Here is a 15,368-nt window from a genome sequence, read left to right as displayed (position 1 = left end):
TATTTCACAAATTATTAATATATGAATATTTTGTGATCACAGTGTTGGGATTCCTGCGAGTACCCGCCATGAGTTTTCTTCATGAAAAGTAAGAGAGGGCGCGGGGTTGGCAGTAAAGTAGCTGCTGTAAATTGACCAGTCAACCACATCTAATTCACTATCAATTATCCCATTTTTGCTTGTGTACTGATTGCTTTGTATTTGCTTAAGTATGCGCGAGTCTACAGGGTCTAGATCTTTACCTGTGCGGGTGAGATTAGCACCTACGTCTTGGTTTTCAATCAAGCTTGTCCATGTTTGCTGCGCAGTAAGTTGCGCATCGCCTAATTTATCTATTTCATTCTGATGAAAAGGCGACGTTGAAAGAGAACGAGTGATTACGTCTTTTTCTTTCTTTGAACCGGTTTTGGCGCTCTTAACATCTATGCCTTTACTGTTGTCCTCAGACATGTCGCTGTAGCCCTTCATCACGTTTTCAGCAACATACAGTCGAGTGAGTGTTTCCTTATCGTCCCATAATTGGAAAAACCATAACTTTTTCGTAGCGGGGCCTGGGGCATAAATATTCCCAACCAGATTTGCGGTGCCGTTTTCGCCGCCATAAGCTGAGTTTTTTTGCCAGTTGGCAATAACGTTATTTTTGATATCAACGAATTCTTGCTGCTGTGGGTAAGGCGGGTTCAGTCGCCATCCGTTAATGCGCGGGTTTCTACTGGTATGATTGGCCAATATATTGCGCAAAAAGCTAGCATTACTGCCACCCCAAATGCCGCCATAGCCATGGCTACCTTTGTGATGGCCCGCGTTGTTTAAACTCTCTGATAGTATGCTGTATTGCAGTGTAAAGCGTTGGTTATTGTAGAAAGAGCCTACTTCGTCTTTTGACCAACTTAGCGAACAATGATCGATAATGACATCAGTGGTATTTCTAACGGTTACTGCATCGCCTTCTTCACTGTCTTTCCCCGGCCTAAAACGCATGTGACGAATAATAACCTGGTTAGCTTCAACGCTTGTTGATGCGCCAGAAATTACAATTCCGTGGGGAGATGTCTGTCCTGCAATGGTGACGTTGCCATGTTTTATTTCTAACTCCTTTTCTAGCACGATCACGCCAGACACATTAAAGACAATCAGTCTGGGATAGTCTTGCGCAATAGCCCATCGCAATGTTCCCTCTTGTGGGCTTTTGGCATTATCAGACAAAGAGCTAACAACTAACACTTTTCCTTGGTTTCCACCTTGCGTGTATTTTCCGAATCCCAGCGCGCCTTCAAACGCCAATGATTGTGCGTGACAATTAGACAAGGCGAGAAACGCGACGAAAGCGACAATCAGTTGAATTGGAATATGTTTCATTACTGCATGTCCTGCTCGTAAGGGTGGGCACCGGTGGTTGGAAGGCGGGCGATGTCTTTGAGTTTAGCGCTCCATGCTTGGAGTACCTTAACGTCGTGGATCATACCTTCTAACTCTATTGCTAAAATTGATACAAGCTCTCCATCTCGCATGAAGACTGGCACGGCAACAAGCGTTACGTTGCGCGGTGCGAAGTGGCTGACGGCATAGCCTCTGGTACAAGTTGTTGCTCGTAATTTCGCGGCTTGTTGTTCATCAAAGTTTGCGGGGTGTGTGCTGTCGTTCATGTTTTGATACTTGGGATGGTAGGCCAACATGACATGACCCGCAGCAGATTCAAATAAGGGCAGTTTTGTCCCTGGCCTAATTGTTGTTATTTGCTTTTCTCTGGCATCTAAAACGTCAATTACAAACGCGCAGTAGTCGCCTAATGTGCAGATGATTGCGCTAGCGTTGGTTGCAGCTATAAGTTTCGAAAGCGCAGGTGCAGTGATTCTCTGAACGTATCTGCTGCGCGAGTTAGCGGCGCTAATTTCGTAAATGCGTGTGCCATAGAAGTATTTTGTACCACGCTTTTCGACTACCCGTTCGCTGGTTAATGTTCTAAGTAATCTAAATACTGATGTGCGGGGAAGTTTAAGCGCTGACTCAATTTCAGAGGCACTTAAACCCGAGCGAGACTCGGCGATGGCTTGACATAGCTGCAGCGCCTGCATAACACTGGGAATAACATACCTTTCCATCTTTTTGCGGTCCCGAAATCAAGATAATATTGCTCGATATTAACACGAATTAAACAAAATGCTACCGGTGGCATTTTAAATTATTGATGATTTTTAAATCAATTACATTGAAAAAAGAGAGAAAACTGTCGTGCAACTCATCGCATCCATAAGAAGGTTAACGCTTTATCAACCGCGTCCGGTAAGCGGTTTAATTTTGTATATTTAAAACAAAAAATTAACATGTGTAGGTGCTGTCGAGGTGCAAGTTGAAGGCTCAGCGAGCGAAAAAGTGAATGAATGCCTGACATATACGCTAAGGGCGACGATAAATCTGTGGAAGCAGAGTCTTACCTTTTGAATGTTAATAAAATAGTCATTTGTGTCTGGTGCTTTAATTACTAGGTCTTTTTAGCCTGTCAATAGGTGGCTTGTACTTGTCCTTATTTGAGATTACTCTGCCACGCCTGCTTTCTCATTCTCATTTGAAGCAGCGTTAAACTTAGAGCATTGTTCTTGTAAGGCATTACATTCTATATGGCACCACGTTCTTTCGTTTTTTTAGACGAACTGAATTCTTCGATTAGACCCGCAATAAACTACACCAGTGGTGTAGGCGCTATGCTGTGGTTGGCTAATCTGGTGTTACTGCTGAACATTGCGCTAGTTATCAGTGGTACCTTGGCTGACTCGGCAGAATTTGTCAGTGCGTTTAATGAAAGTTTGGTTGTAGAGCCTTTTTTCATTGCACTGGCCAATCACACGCTGTCGCAATTTATTGTTCCCACTATTGCATTAGTGTTAGTTGGTCTCTTGGTAAAAGCCACGGCTATAGCAAAGGCGCAAATAACAAAACAGCGCCGACCTATTCCTTACCTTTGCCCTACATACCCCCAGCCTTTTGTTCAGACGGTTGGCAGTAGAGCGCCCCCACTTTTTAGTTAAACGTCTCCGATTTGATTATCTAACGCCGAAAGCGTTGCGCAGTATGTGTGACAAAGCTTTACCGGTGTGTTTTTCGATGCTGTAACGCTGCCATTCTCTATTAAGCGGCCCAGTCATCGCCGTTTAACTTGTGGGTTATAGGAACTTGTTTTGTCTATTCGTAACCTTTTTACTTTAATTGTTGCTGGTGCAGGGCTGACGTTGGCCGGTTGCAGCGGTGGCGTGCTTGACCCTAAAGGGCAAGTGGGTATGGATGAAAAGAATCTGATTATTCTTTGCACCATCCTCATGCTGATTGTTGTTGTTCCCGTTATTTTTCTTACGCTTTACTTTGCGTGGAAGTATCGCGCTAGTCGCGATTTCGAAATTTATACCCCTAAATGGGCACATTCGACCAAAATAGAAGCGGTGGTGTGGTCCATTCCAATTCTCATTGTCGTGTCGTTGAGTGTGATCACCTGGCGCTCTACTCACGCACTCGACCCTTATGCACCGCTAGAAGGTCAAGGAGAGCACCTTACTGTCGAAGTAGTCTCGCTCAACTGGAAGTGGCTGTTTATTTACCCTGAACAAGGTATCGCAACGGTCAATGAATTGGTGTTTCCAGCCAATAAACCCGTTGCGTTTAAGATTACTTCTGAAAGCACCATGAATTCGTTTTTTATTCCTCAGCTAGGAAGCCAGATTTATTCCATGGCGGGAATGGAAACCAAGCTTCATCTTATTGCCGACGAGCCAGGTATGTACAAAGGCATTTCTTCAAATTACAGCGGTGCGGGATTCACTGGCATGAAGTTTAACGCTATTGCCACACCTACCGAGGATGACTTCGAGGCGTGGGTTGCCAGCGTTAAGCAGTCGCAAACATCGTTAACGTCAGGTGCCTACGAGCAGCTTGCTGAGCCAAGCGAAAACAATCCGGTGACCTATTTCAGCAAAGTCGATGACGGTTTATTTCATAACATTGTTATGAAATACATGAAAGATCACGGCTCTATGGATTTCTACAACAAGCCGGAAAATGCCGCCATGGGCGAACATCACGCCATGCCTGAAATGCAACACAGCCATCACCAAGAGGATGCACAATAACCATGTCTTTATTAGGTAAATTATCTATTGAGGCCGTGCCCTATCACGAGCCGATTATTATGGTGACACTTGCTGTTGTGGCAGTCGTGGGTGTGGTCATAGCCATGCTTATCACCAAGCACAAACAGTGGGGAACCCTATGGTTTGATTGGATAACGTCTGTCGACCACAAACGTCTTGGTATTATGTACATTGTGTTGGCTATGATCATGCTGCTGCGTGGCTTCGCCGACGCTATTATGATGCGTACTCAGCTTGCAATGGCAACCAATGGTGCGCCCGGGTATCTACCGCCAGAGCACTACGACCAAATCTTCACAGCCCATGGCGTTATCATGATTATCTTCATGGCGATGCCGTTTATGATTGGGCTGATGAATATCATTTTGCCACTACAAATTGGTGCTCGCGATGTGGCGTTTCCATTTTTAAATAACTTAAGTTTTTGGCTGACCGCAGGTGGCGCAATTCTAGTAAATGTGTCTTTGGGGTTAGGTGAATTCGCAAAAACAGGGTGGGTTGCTTATCCGCCGCTAGCCGGGTTGGAGTTAAGTCCCGGGGTTGGCGTCGACTATTACATATGGGCCCTGCAGATATCCGGGCTCGGTACGCTGCTAACCGCCGTAAACTTCTTAGTTACCGTGTTTAAAATGCGTGCGCCCGGCATGAAGTTAATGCAAATGCCTATTTTCACATGGACCTGTACGTGGGCAAACATTCTGATTGCTGCTTCGTTCCCAATTCTGACGGCTGTGTTAGCCATGCTGACGCTAGACCGTTATATGGATTTCCACTTCTTCACGAATGAAGCTGGTGGTAACTCTATGATGTATATCAACCTGTTCTGGGCGTGGGGACACCCTGAGGTTTATATTCTGGTACTGCCTGCATTCGGTATTTTTTCAGAAGTTATATCTACGTTTACCGCTAAGCGCCTGTTTGGCTACAAGTCGATGGTGTATGCGTCGGGTGCCATTGCCATTCTTGGTTTTATTGTTTGGCTGCACCACTTCTTTACCATGGGGTCGAGCGCCAATGTGAATGCCTTCTTCGGCATTATGACCATGGTTATTGCCGTACCCACGGGCGTGAAACTGTTTAACTGGCTATTCACCATGTATCGCGGTCGCTTAATATTGAGTGTGCCTGTACTGTGGACGTTAGGCTTTATGGTGACCTTCACCATTGGCGGCATGACAGGGGTGTTACTTGCTATTCCAGGTGCTGACTACGTACTTCATAATAGCTTGTTTCTCATTGCGCACTTTCACAACACCATTATTGGTGGTGCGGTATTTGGCTATCTGGCTGGCTTTGCTTTTTGGTTCCCGAAAGCCATGGGCTTTAAGCTTGACGAAAAAACCGGAAAAGCAGCCTTTTGGTGCTGGCAAATTGGTTTCCTTTTGGCGTTCATGCCCCTATATGTGCTTGGCTTTTTGGGTATGACACGCCGCTTAAATCACACCGACAATCCTGACTGGAATATCTGGTTATACATTGCTGCATTTGGTGCGTTTGTTATAGCAATTGGTATTTTCTTCCAGCTACTTCAGCTGTTTGTAAGCTTCAAAAACAAAGAGAAGCTTAACGATACAACGGGCGATCCGTGGAATGGTCACACGCTAGAGTGGTCAACGGCGTCACCGCCTCAATTTTACAATTTTGCCAAGATTCCTCACATCAAAGACATTGATGCATGGACGGATATGAAGGAGCGCGGCGAGTCGTATCAACGCCCTGAAAAATACACACCTATTCATATGCCAAAAAATACTTCAGCCGGAGTTTTCATGAGCATGAGCTTTACCCTAATGGGCTTTGCGCTTATCTGGCATATTTGGTGGCTTGCTGTTGTCGGTTTAGTGGCAGGAATAGGAGTATTTATTAAGCGTTGCTATACCTCGGATGTTGATTACTACGTGCAGGTAGATGAGGTTGAACGAGTTGAAGCTACGCACTTAAGTGCCAATACAGTGGGAGGTCGCTCATGAGTACTATTGCAACATCAAGCGCCGCATCAATGCCGCATGAACACGCACACGAAGAACATCATGAAAACAACACCGTGTTTGGTTTCTGGTTGTATTTAATGACCGACTGTTTGTTGTTTGCTTCTTTCTTTGCCACCTATGCCGTTCTGTTTATGAATACGGCAGGGGGCGTGTCTGGCAAAGATATTTTTGAACTCAACTTTGTGGCTGTGGAAACAGCTGCATTGCTTTTAAGCAGCATTACCTTTGGCTTTGCCATGATATGTGCTCACCGACAAAACAAGTCAGGCGCCCTTGCTTGGCTGGCAGTGACATGGGCACTGGGTGCGTGTTTTATTGGTATGGAAGTGTACGAATTCCACCACCTTATTGAGCATGGCAACGGGCCGCAGCAAAGTGCGTTTCTAACGGCGTTTTTCTCGTTAGTGGGACTGCACGGACTGCACGTTACAGCGGGCCTTATTTGGATGACAATCATGTTTATTGAAGTAACCCGCCGAGGTTTAGGTGAGCAAACCGTTACTCGACTTAGTTGCTTAAGTCTGTTTTGGCACTTCCTCGATATCGTATGGATATGTGTATTTACCGTAGTGTATTTAATGGGGGCAATGTAATGGCGTTACACGATGCGAAATTAGCTTCAAATACGGACGGTCACGCTTCATCGACCCACAATAGAGATGACGCACATGGCGATGTGAAGTCTTATATTATTGGCTTCATTCTATCTGTGGTACTTACCGCTATTCCGTTCACTCTAGTGATGAATGGCGACCTATCTAAAGTTACCACGATTTGGAGCGTGGTAACTTTGGGCTTGGTTCAAATTTGGGTGCACCTTAAATACTTTTTGCACCTTAACTTTGTTACTGAAGAAGGCAGAGCCAATACGTTTTCATTCTTATTCAGTGCGCTTATTATTTTCATGGTGGTTGGGTTATCCGTTTGGATCATCTACGAATCAAACGCCATGATGATGTATTAGTAAATCTCTGTATATGCGTGGTCTAGCCTGACGATCATGTCAGGCTTTTCAATGTGATTAATTCATCGCGGTCAGTACGTTAAGCCCTCATGTTTCGCCCTTCTATTGGTGCAACCTTTTTTGGGGGCAACATTGGGGCTTCTCAGTACACCTTGATACGTGTCTAAATGGGCGCGTTCTAAATTTGGATTTTACCCATGACCTCTACTTATAAACGTTACCTCTCAGTTACCAAGCCCGGCATTATTATGGGCAATGCTATTTCGGTAACGGGCGGTTTCTTGCTCGCGTCCCGTGGCGATATAGATTATTGGCTATTGCTCGCAACGCTCATCGGTTTATCGCTGGTGGTGGCTTCAGGTTGTGTCATTAATAACTGCATTGACCGAGATATCGACGGCAAAATGCAGCGCACGGCTAGCCGGGTTACGGTAACAGGCGAGTTGCCATTACTTACTGCGATGTTGCATGGTGCTGTGCTAGGCATTTCGGGGTTCGGCTTGTTAGCAGCTTACACCAACCTTACCTCGGTATTTTTTGCCGCTTTTGGCTACGTCATTTATGTGGGTGTTTATAGCCTGTATATGAAGCGAAATTCGGTGTATGGCACCTTCGTTGGCAGTCTGTCGGGGGCCGTTCCGCCCGTAGTCGGTTATTGCGCCGCGAGCGGTCAGTTTGATATGGCTGCGGCTATTTTGCTAAGTATGTTCAGCATTTGGCAAATGCCCCATTCTTATGCCATCGCTATCTTCAGATATAACGACTATAAGGCGGCTGGCATTCCGGTATTGCCTGTATCGCAAGGTATTGCGAAAGCAAAACGCCATATTGTTCTTCATATTGCGTTATTTGCTTTAGTAGTAATGCTGCTTCCACTCAGCGGTTATACGGGTATTGGCTTTTTGACAGTTGCTTTCGCAACAAGCCTTTGGTGGCTGTTGATGGCGCTGCGCGGATACAGACCCGACATCAACGTAGAAGGCTGGGCAAAACGTGTTTTTGGTTTCTCCCTTGTGAATATAACGCTGTTATCCGTCGCTATGTCACTGGACTATCATACGTCAGTAACGAGTCTGTTTGCGCTCTCGTTCTAATTGACGTGTTTCGACTCACTCGGCGAGGTTGGCTTGGGAGCTTCCAATGCAGTGTGTGTATAGCAACGCATTCACTTTGGGCAATCAGGCCTGACCGAGTGCTTTTTGCCCTCTGTACAAGCGAATAATAGTGAAACTATTAACTGCCAGTAGCGTAGCTTCAAGCAGGGTGCCGCCAATAGAGCCGACAATAATATTGTTGGTTAGCCAACATATAGCGCCGCACAAAAACGCTAAACGCATGCGTATTCCTGACAAACAAAATAAGGCATAAGTGCCTATGCACGTGCCCAAAATAGGGAATAAATCGTACCAAGCTTCGGCCAAATACAGCCCGGCTGCTAGCGATATCAATATAAACAGGTAGGCGACACTTCGGGAGCGAGTTTTAATTGAAATGCCTGTTCTTACCACTGAAAGCAAGGCACTTAAGCATGCGGTTACGGCACCAAGTAGCGCAAAATGCAGGGCGTGATTTAAATTCATCACCACCATCATTATTCGCAGGTGCTGATCATCACGCTGATAAAAGCACAAAATGCCAAGCGCAAAACTCAGCATTCCTATCGCTTGGGCCAAGTCGAATTCTGGTAACAAAAGGGAAGGCTCGTCAATGATTGATAAAGGTTAACGATACGCAGTTTTTAAACAGCAGAGTAGCCTTTACATCGCTTTTTTAACCCAACACATCACATTGACTAATGGCAGGCGGGTTGTTCACTAGGGTATACTTAGCGTGCACGATATTATTCTTAAACCCCCGATACAAATTAGGTCCTTTCCATGGCAACGGCATCCGCACTTCACATTTTGGTTAAAACAGAGAAAGAAGCGCTTTCTATTTTAGAGCAGCTTAAAAAGGGTAAGGATTTTGCGACGTTAGCAAAGCGTCATTCTAAATGTCCGTCGGGCAAGCGTGGCGGCGATCTTGGTGAATTCCGTAGAGGCCAAATGGTAAAAGCCTTCGACGATGTGGTATTTAAAAAAGACGTGCTAAAAGTACACGGGCCGGTGAAGACCCGTTTCGGCTACCACCTTATTAAAACGCTTTATCGTAGTAATTAAAACCAGAGCCTTTTAAAACCAAAGCCGCTAAAGGCCGAAGTAAGCCCGATCCATTCAACAAGCGTTTAAAGTATGTCCTAGCTAATTACCTTGTTAATTGCCCGGCTCCCACTTTTCACCGCATACTGAATTTTTGGTAAATATGGCGTACGGGCTGTTGGTGTCGTGCAGTGAATTGCGTAGCGCTGCGCCGTGATCTACCGTAATAAATGCTGTGTCAGAGGCCTTACCTTGTTCATCCAGCATAAAGTAGTCGCTGGAGTAGCTTGTTAGCATCATGCGATTGTCGTAACCCATATCGCTTAAGCGAACCCGGGTAATGGCTTTAAATATAGCGTCGGGGTTAGAAAGGCCTACGATTTTCTTAAAAAAGTAGCCTTTATCAGACTGCAGCTGGGAAAAACCATTTAACGTGTTTATCAGGGTTTTTAAATCTATTGCTTCGCGCTGCAGCATGAAGTCGTGCTGAATGGCATTGCCATCTTTTCTAAGGCTGTCTTTCGACGGTGCTTTACCAGCAGTATAGGCCTGCTTTGCTTCCATTGAAGAAAGGTGCGCTTGCCCTTCCTCTGTATAGTGAATCAGTGCGCTCGTATTCATGTTTACGTAGTAGTCGCTGATCCCCGCAGGTACCACTTCAAATAGCATAACATCTGGGGTTACGGCGCCTCGCTCTTCGGGCGTTTGAGGGCCTTTAGCCACGCACTTGTCAGAAATGAAATAGTAATATTGGCCAGCTTCAATGGCGAAAGCTGTATTAGATAGCACCGCGCAGGTGGCCAGAAATAGTAGCCTGGAAGTGAAATGTTTAATTGCCGTTACAGCACTGCCTATTTGCATATCAAAGACACCTTATTGTTTGATGCATTTATCTATCATACCAATGCATGCCGACTGGTATAAGGCGTCATTGTAAGGGGGAGTGGGTAAAAGCGCGAGTTAAGCTTTAGAACGCGCTTTGTGTTTAGTTTGTAGCTCAATAATGCTAAGTAAGAACTTATGAGCCAAACCCACTGTTAACGGGGGCGAAGAACAATAGTGTCGCTAGAGTAGTCTGTAGATATCTGTAAATTGTCGGCAAGGGCGGCAATAAGCGCGTCTACATCATTGGTGTTGAATAGCCCTGCTACTTGCATGTTAGCAAGCGCAGCATCACCTAAAACGACCGTTTTATCCGTATATCGGCTTACTTCTTCAATCACGTCAATTAATGGCTCGCCGCGAAATACAATCTTGCCTTCACGCCAGCTTAAATCATTCGCGATATCTTCATCTGACACGGTCTCAACGGTGCTGTTAGGCAAAGATAAAAGCGATTTTTCACCTTGAACTAACGTCAGTGGCTGAGCCTGCGGTTTAATAATTGGATCAATAATGCTTTCGCCATTCGCTTTGTTAAGTGTATAGCTGGCGACTTCTACCACGCCTTCGGTAACTACCAGTTCAAGGTCGCCGCGGTGATATTGCACATTAAAAGCAGTACCAACCGCCTGTATGGCTTTACCGGCTGCAAGTACATTGAGCGGGCGTGATTTGTCTTTCGCCACTTCGATATGAAGCTCACCTTTGACAAGCTGAATAATCCGTGAGGTTTCAGTAAAAGCGATGTTCACTTGAGAGTTGGTATTAAGCCATAGTGTACTGCCGTCCTCTAAGCTAATACTCTTGTGCTCGCCCGGTTTGGTCGAAGCTTGTAACGAGTAGCTTGCCATTTGTGCAACAGGTTCGGTTTGGTTAGACGGCGAGAATAAATTTAGCCCCTGATAACTTAACAGCCCGACCATTAAAATCGAGGCAGCAATGGCTAGCGGGCGCTTCCAATTCACGGTGTTGTTTGCTTTGTGTTTGACGCTAGGCTCAGGTGTATGAGGTACGATCTCAGCCAGTTCGCTAAGCACCGACATCTTGTCCCACAAGGCTACCATTTCGAGGAAAGTGTCTCGATGCAAAGGCGTTGCAAGCCATGTTTTTAACGCTTGCATTTCTTCGGCATCAAGCCCTTCGTCGAGTTTCACAAGCCATTCGCTGGCGGCATCAAGCACACGCTCATCACTATTAAACTGTACAACGTTGCTATTGGTGCCTGACTTAGCGTTTTTTGTTTCGTTTGTTGAACTATTCATGGGCGTCTCTCTTTACATCCGCCGTACTGTGTTGCCCACCACTTTGATAAGCATTCGGCCGTGTATGCGACGTCGTTTGTCGTCGCATAAACAAAGTGCATCTTTTTATCCCTTCAGCAATATGCTTTTCCACGGTTTTTTCGCTTATCTCTAATTCTTGGGCAATCTCTTTAAGAGAGTAGCCATACACTTTCTTCAATACAAATGCGCGCCTGCATTGCTTGGGAAGGGCGCGCACTGCGTCACAAAACAACTTAAACTCTTGCTGGGTGGCGTTGTTGTGAAATGTTTCATCTTCAACACCGCTAATTGCGCTTTCCAGTGCTGCCGCAACCTCTACGCTGTCGTCGACCATGCGTGTTTCTGCACGCTTCAAGTGATCGTAGGCCAAGTTTTTTGCGGTTTTAAATAAAAACGACTTGGGCTCTTTAATATGCTCGGTAGATTTCGCCTGACACAGGCGAACATACGTATCCTGCAGTATGTCATCTACTTCTTTAGGCGGCACAAGGCGCGATAGCATTTTGGCCATCGAGCCGCGCGCCGACATATAGGCATTATGTATGGCTGTTTCTATGGGCATATTGTTATTTTTTATCGTTGTTACTTACTAAGACGACAGCCACGCTATTTTCCCCCAGTATTTTCAACATTATCGCTCAAAAATTAAATTTGTTAATGGGTTGTATATAATGCGACGCTAGTTTAAAACAACACCAACAATAACGTGTAGGGTGACGCATACGCATCACACACTCTAATAATCAATAATAACAATAGCGTAAAACCGAATATGCCTGTGGCAAATGAACCATTCGACACAATAATCATGCTGCCTTTTAAGCCTAAAGCTTTAACGGTTGCACTGTGCATGATGTCGTTCGGCGCAAGTCACACTGTTATTGCACAGTCAGTGCTGCCCCACCAACAAGCAGAAGTGATTACACAGAATACATCGCCGCTCTCCGCAATAAATTTCGCTATTCCTGCACAAAGTGCAGACGAGGCAATCATCGCGTTTGCCAATCAAGCCGAGCTGACCGTAGTCTTTCCCTTCAACAAAGTCAGGCATATTTTTGCAAATGAAGTAAGTGGTAACTATACGCCACAAGTAGCAATAGAAAAGCTTTTGGCTGGTACAGGCCTGAGTGCTGATATTGTCGATAACACTCGAATAAAAATAGTGCCTGCTAGCGATAGTGATGAAAACAATCACTTGCTTGGTCGTCTTTTTAACGCCATTACCGCACAAGACGATAGCTTGGTAACCGTACCTGACGAGCAAGGTAGTTACGATATTGAATACATTGAAGTAAGGGGATTACGAGCGCGTGTTGCTCAATCGGTGGGGATTAAACGCAACGCGAACGTCATCATTGATACTATTCAGTCGGTGGATATGGGCAAGTTTCCCGATCAAAACCTCGCAGAAGCGCTGCAGCGTGTCTCTGGCGTATCTATCGACCGTGCAGAAGGTGAAGGTCAACTTGTTACAGTGAGGGGGTTTGGGCCGGAATTTAATCGGGTGTTATTAAACGGCAGGCCTATGGCAACCGATAAGCTCGGGCGCGAATTCAGCTTTGATACACTGGCCTCTGAGATTGTCAGCAGTGTTACCGTGCACAAACAAAGCCAGGCGACTATGCAGTCAGGTGGCATCGGCGCTACGATCGATGTTCACACCGCTAAACCTCTTTCTTTCAAGGGAATGCGGGCGGCTGGCAGCATCAAAATGCAGTACGATACTAACTCGCAACAATATGCGCCTTCTACCTCTGCTATGTTCAGCAACACTTATTTGAATAACTCGTTTGGCATTCTAGCCTCTTTTACTCAACACAAGCGTCAAGCGCGACTAGAAGAAGCGCAAATTGATGGTTGGTTGGTAAATACTAACGTACCTGAAAGTGAGCTTTCTGAAGACGTTTCTACTCTATATGTACCCAGGAATTACGATCAAAGAGTACGCTTTGACGATAGAACCCGTACGGGGTCTGCGCTCGTTTTACAATATCGACCTAACAACAAGCTTGAGCTTACGGCTGATTATCTGGGGTCAACATTTGATGTTGAAACCTCGGCAACCTCAATGGGACATTGGTTTACATCGAGTAACCTTGAAGATGTTACGGTGGATGAAAACGGCACGGCGGTGGCTTTTTCACAAAATAGCGGGCATGCCACCGACTTTCACGCGCGCACATTTAACCGTTCATCGACCTTGAGAAGCTTCGGTTTTGCAGCGAACTACATCGCAAGCGATAGCGTAATTGTTGATGCTGATCTGTCTTACTCAATGGCCAATGTCGATGACAACAATGGAGAGGGGAATTCTCTCTCGCTTATCGGTTATCTAAATCGCTCTTCATTCGATCATCGTCAGTCGAATATATTGCCCGCAATATCGGGCTTTGAACAAGCCAACCCCCGTCAGGTAAATGCCTTGGGGGAGCCGGTTGGCGTGTCCCATTACTTAGATCCAGCCAACGGCCGTTCCCACGTGATGTTGCGCAGAGGGTGGAGTATTGATGACGATATAGGGCAAGCAAAAATCAATGTAAGTGTGCTTGGGGATGAAAACTGGTTTAGCAAAATTGACGTTGGTGGAGCATTAACTCAGCGCGAAAAAGCCAACGAAAGAAGAGACAACGAAGCAGACGCAAGACACTGCAGTTTTTGCGGCTATTTTGATGCACCAGATATTCCCGATAGCTTCCAAACCATATTTGACGCAGGCGACGATTTTCTAGGCTCAATTAGCGGGCATGAGAACATACCTCATCAGTGGCTGCGCCACGACGGTGATACATTATTTCGTTACTTAGAAAACGCTGGGGATGTCAGTCTAGCCGCTGAAACACGGGGAAGCTCTTTCGCTGTTAAAGAAACAGTGTATGCGGGGTATATTCAAACCGCTATTGAGAAGGACTACGCGCCTTGGTTTATCGATGTGCATGCAGGGCTACGTGCTGAGTACACTGACGTAAAGGTAAGCGGTGTCGATGAGCAGTTATCGGCGTTAGTTATTTTAGACCAAACCGAACTGGGGCAAGAGTTTGGCGCCTCGGTAAATATTGATAAATCGTCAAGCTACACCAATCTTTTACCCAGCGTGAGCGTTAAAGCCAGCTGGTTAGATAGTTGGGTATTTCGAGCGGCTTATAATCACAGTATCACCCGCCCAACCTTAGAACAGATGGCACCAGGTGTAACTTACACCACCACGCGACAAGGTGGCGACCTGCGGGCGCGTATCGGAAACGCACAGCTATTGCCCTTTGAGGCAAAAAACATTGATTTGGCCATTGAGCATTACTACCAGGAAAATAGCTATATATCGGCAGGTTACTTTAGAAAAACGGTAGATAATTTCATTGTTAATGAAAGCAGTACACAAACCTTTAATAACGTGACTGACCCTAGCACCGGCACAGATCCAAATGCGGTTGACGATGCTGATGCGTTAGCACGATTTTCCGTAATATCTCCCAGCAACGGCGAGTCTGCAACGGTTGAAGGGGTCGAGATAGCAGTGCAGCATTTATTTGGCGAATCAGGGTGGGGAGTTCAGGCCAATGCGAGCTTTGTAGACAGCAACGCTGAATTAGACACCGCCAATATCCGTTCAACGTTCGCACTTACAGGGTTGTCGGGTGCCAAAAACATGGTGCTGTTTTATGAAAAAAATGCGCTGCAATGGCGGGTGGCCTGGAACCAGCGAGAAGGGTTCTTGCAATCGCTGAACCAAACCCAAAGCACCGAGCCTACTTTTGTTAGCCCCTACAAGCAGTGGGATATGAGCCTTTCATACCAATTTAGCCCGAGGGTTTCTGTATTTTTTGAAGGTATCAATATTACTAACGAAACCGTTCATAAGCGCGGCCGATTCAGCAATCATCTCTTGCTTGTGCAAGACGCGGGGGCGCGCTACGCCTTGGGTGTAAACGTCACGTATTAGTATACGGTCACACGCAATGTGCAAGCGCCTAGCA

Annotated in this window: 14 protein-coding genes; 8 read left to right on the top strand and 6 right to left on the bottom strand. The window is 45.8% G+C overall.

Annotated elements, in window-relative coordinates; all coding sequences use genetic code 11:
- Positions 1–36: 36 nt before the first annotated feature.
- Positions 37–1,359, bottom strand: coding sequence for a pectate lyase family protein (locus AC0J2X_RS11270; RefSeq protein WP_156078998.1), 1,323 nt, complete (start codon positions 1,357–1,359; stop codon positions 37–39).
- A complete protein-coding gene (locus AC0J2X_RS11265; RefSeq protein WP_231513126.1) occupies positions 1,359–2,102 on the bottom strand; it encodes an IclR family transcriptional regulator in 744 nt (247 codons plus the stop codon). Before AC0J2X_RS11265 ends, AC0J2X_RS11270 begins: the two co-directional genes overlap by 1 nt.
- Positions 2,103–2,618: 516 nt before the next feature.
- On the opposite strand from AC0J2X_RS11265, the gene AC0J2X_RS11260 reads away from it, so the two are divergent.
- The 6 genes from AC0J2X_RS11260 to cyoE all read left to right on the top strand — a co-directional run bounded on the left by AC0J2X_RS11260 (position 2,619) and on the right by cyoE (position 8,188).
- Positions 2,619–3,026, top strand: coding sequence for a hypothetical protein (locus AC0J2X_RS11260; RefSeq protein WP_156078997.1), 408 nt, complete (start codon positions 2,619–2,621; stop codon positions 3,024–3,026).
- A 150-nt stretch (positions 3,027–3,176) separates the two neighbouring features.
- Positions 3,177–4,118 (top strand): ubiquinol oxidase subunit II, encoded by a 942-nt coding sequence (cyoA, locus tag AC0J2X_RS11255; RefSeq protein ID WP_014977737.1) that lies wholly within the window; start codon positions 3,177–3,179, stop codon positions 4,116–4,118.
- 2 nt (positions 4,119–4,120) lie between these two features.
- Positions 4,121–6,109: a cytochrome o ubiquinol oxidase subunit I gene (cyoB, locus tag AC0J2X_RS11250; RefSeq protein ID WP_014977736.1), complete on the top strand. Its 1,989-nt coding sequence runs from the start codon at positions 4,121–4,123 to the stop codon at positions 6,107–6,109.
- Positions 6,106–6,723: a cytochrome o ubiquinol oxidase subunit III gene (gene cyoC, locus AC0J2X_RS11245; RefSeq protein ID WP_014977735.1), complete on the top strand. Its 618-nt coding sequence runs from the start codon at positions 6,106–6,108 to the stop codon at positions 6,721–6,723. Before cyoB ends, cyoC begins: the two co-directional genes overlap by 4 nt.
- Entirely contained in the window at positions 6,723–7,094 is a 372-nt protein-coding gene (gene cyoD / locus AC0J2X_RS11240; RefSeq protein ID WP_014977734.1) for a cytochrome o ubiquinol oxidase subunit IV, read from the top strand. Before cyoC ends, cyoD begins: the two co-directional genes overlap by 1 nt.
- 197 nt (positions 7,095–7,291) lie before the next feature.
- Positions 7,292–8,188, top strand: a complete 897-nt coding sequence (cyoE, locus tag AC0J2X_RS11235) for a heme o synthase (RefSeq protein ID WP_014977733.1) — start codon at positions 7,292–7,294, stop codon at positions 8,186–8,188.
- An 84-nt stretch (positions 8,189–8,272) separates the two neighbouring features.
- On the opposite strand, the gene AC0J2X_RS11230 is transcribed toward cyoE, so the two are convergent.
- Positions 8,273–8,785 carry a YgjV family protein gene (locus tag AC0J2X_RS11230; RefSeq protein ID WP_080590411.1) on the bottom strand — a complete coding sequence of 171 codons (513 nt, stop codon included), beginning with the start codon at positions 8,783–8,785 and terminating at the stop codon, positions 8,273–8,275.
- 186 nt (positions 8,786–8,971) lie between these two features.
- On the opposite strand from AC0J2X_RS11230, the gene ppiC reads away from it, so the two are divergent.
- Positions 8,972–9,253 (top strand): peptidylprolyl isomerase PpiC, encoded by a 282-nt coding sequence (gene ppiC / locus AC0J2X_RS11225; RefSeq protein ID WP_012520075.1) that lies wholly within the window; start codon positions 8,972–8,974, stop codon positions 9,251–9,253.
- A 93-nt stretch (positions 9,254–9,346) separates the two neighbouring features.
- On the opposite strand, the gene AC0J2X_RS11220 is transcribed toward ppiC, so the two are convergent.
- The 3 genes from AC0J2X_RS11220 to AC0J2X_RS11210 form a co-directional block, all read right to left on the bottom strand.
- On the bottom strand, positions 9,347–10,093 hold the full coding sequence (locus tag AC0J2X_RS11220) for a hypothetical protein (RefSeq protein ID WP_014977731.1): 747 nt from the start codon (positions 10,091–10,093) through the stop codon (positions 9,347–9,349).
- 176 nt (positions 10,094–10,269) lie between these two features.
- Complete coding sequence (locus AC0J2X_RS11215; RefSeq protein WP_156078995.1) at positions 10,270–11,376, bottom strand: FecR family protein; 1,107 nt, start codon at positions 11,374–11,376, stop codon at positions 10,270–10,272.
- Positions 11,369–11,959, bottom strand: coding sequence for a sigma-70 family RNA polymerase sigma factor (locus AC0J2X_RS11210; RefSeq protein WP_039229032.1), 591 nt, complete (start codon positions 11,957–11,959; stop codon positions 11,369–11,371). Before AC0J2X_RS11210 ends, AC0J2X_RS11215 begins: the two co-directional genes overlap by 8 nt.
- A 210-nt stretch (positions 11,960–12,169) precedes the next feature.
- Here AC0J2X_RS11210 and AC0J2X_RS11205 point away from each other — a divergent pair, with 210 nt between their 5' ends.
- Positions 12,170–15,334, top strand: coding sequence for a TonB-dependent receptor (locus tag AC0J2X_RS11205; protein WP_231513125.1), 3,165 nt, complete (start codon positions 12,170–12,172; stop codon positions 15,332–15,334).
- The last annotated feature ends 34 nt before the right edge of the window (positions 15,335–15,368 follow it).

The organism is Alteromonas sp. R7, assembly GCF_055755235.1.
The sequence above is the reverse complement of the archived record's forward strand: the minus strand, read 5'-3'. Positions and strand labels throughout refer to the sequence as shown.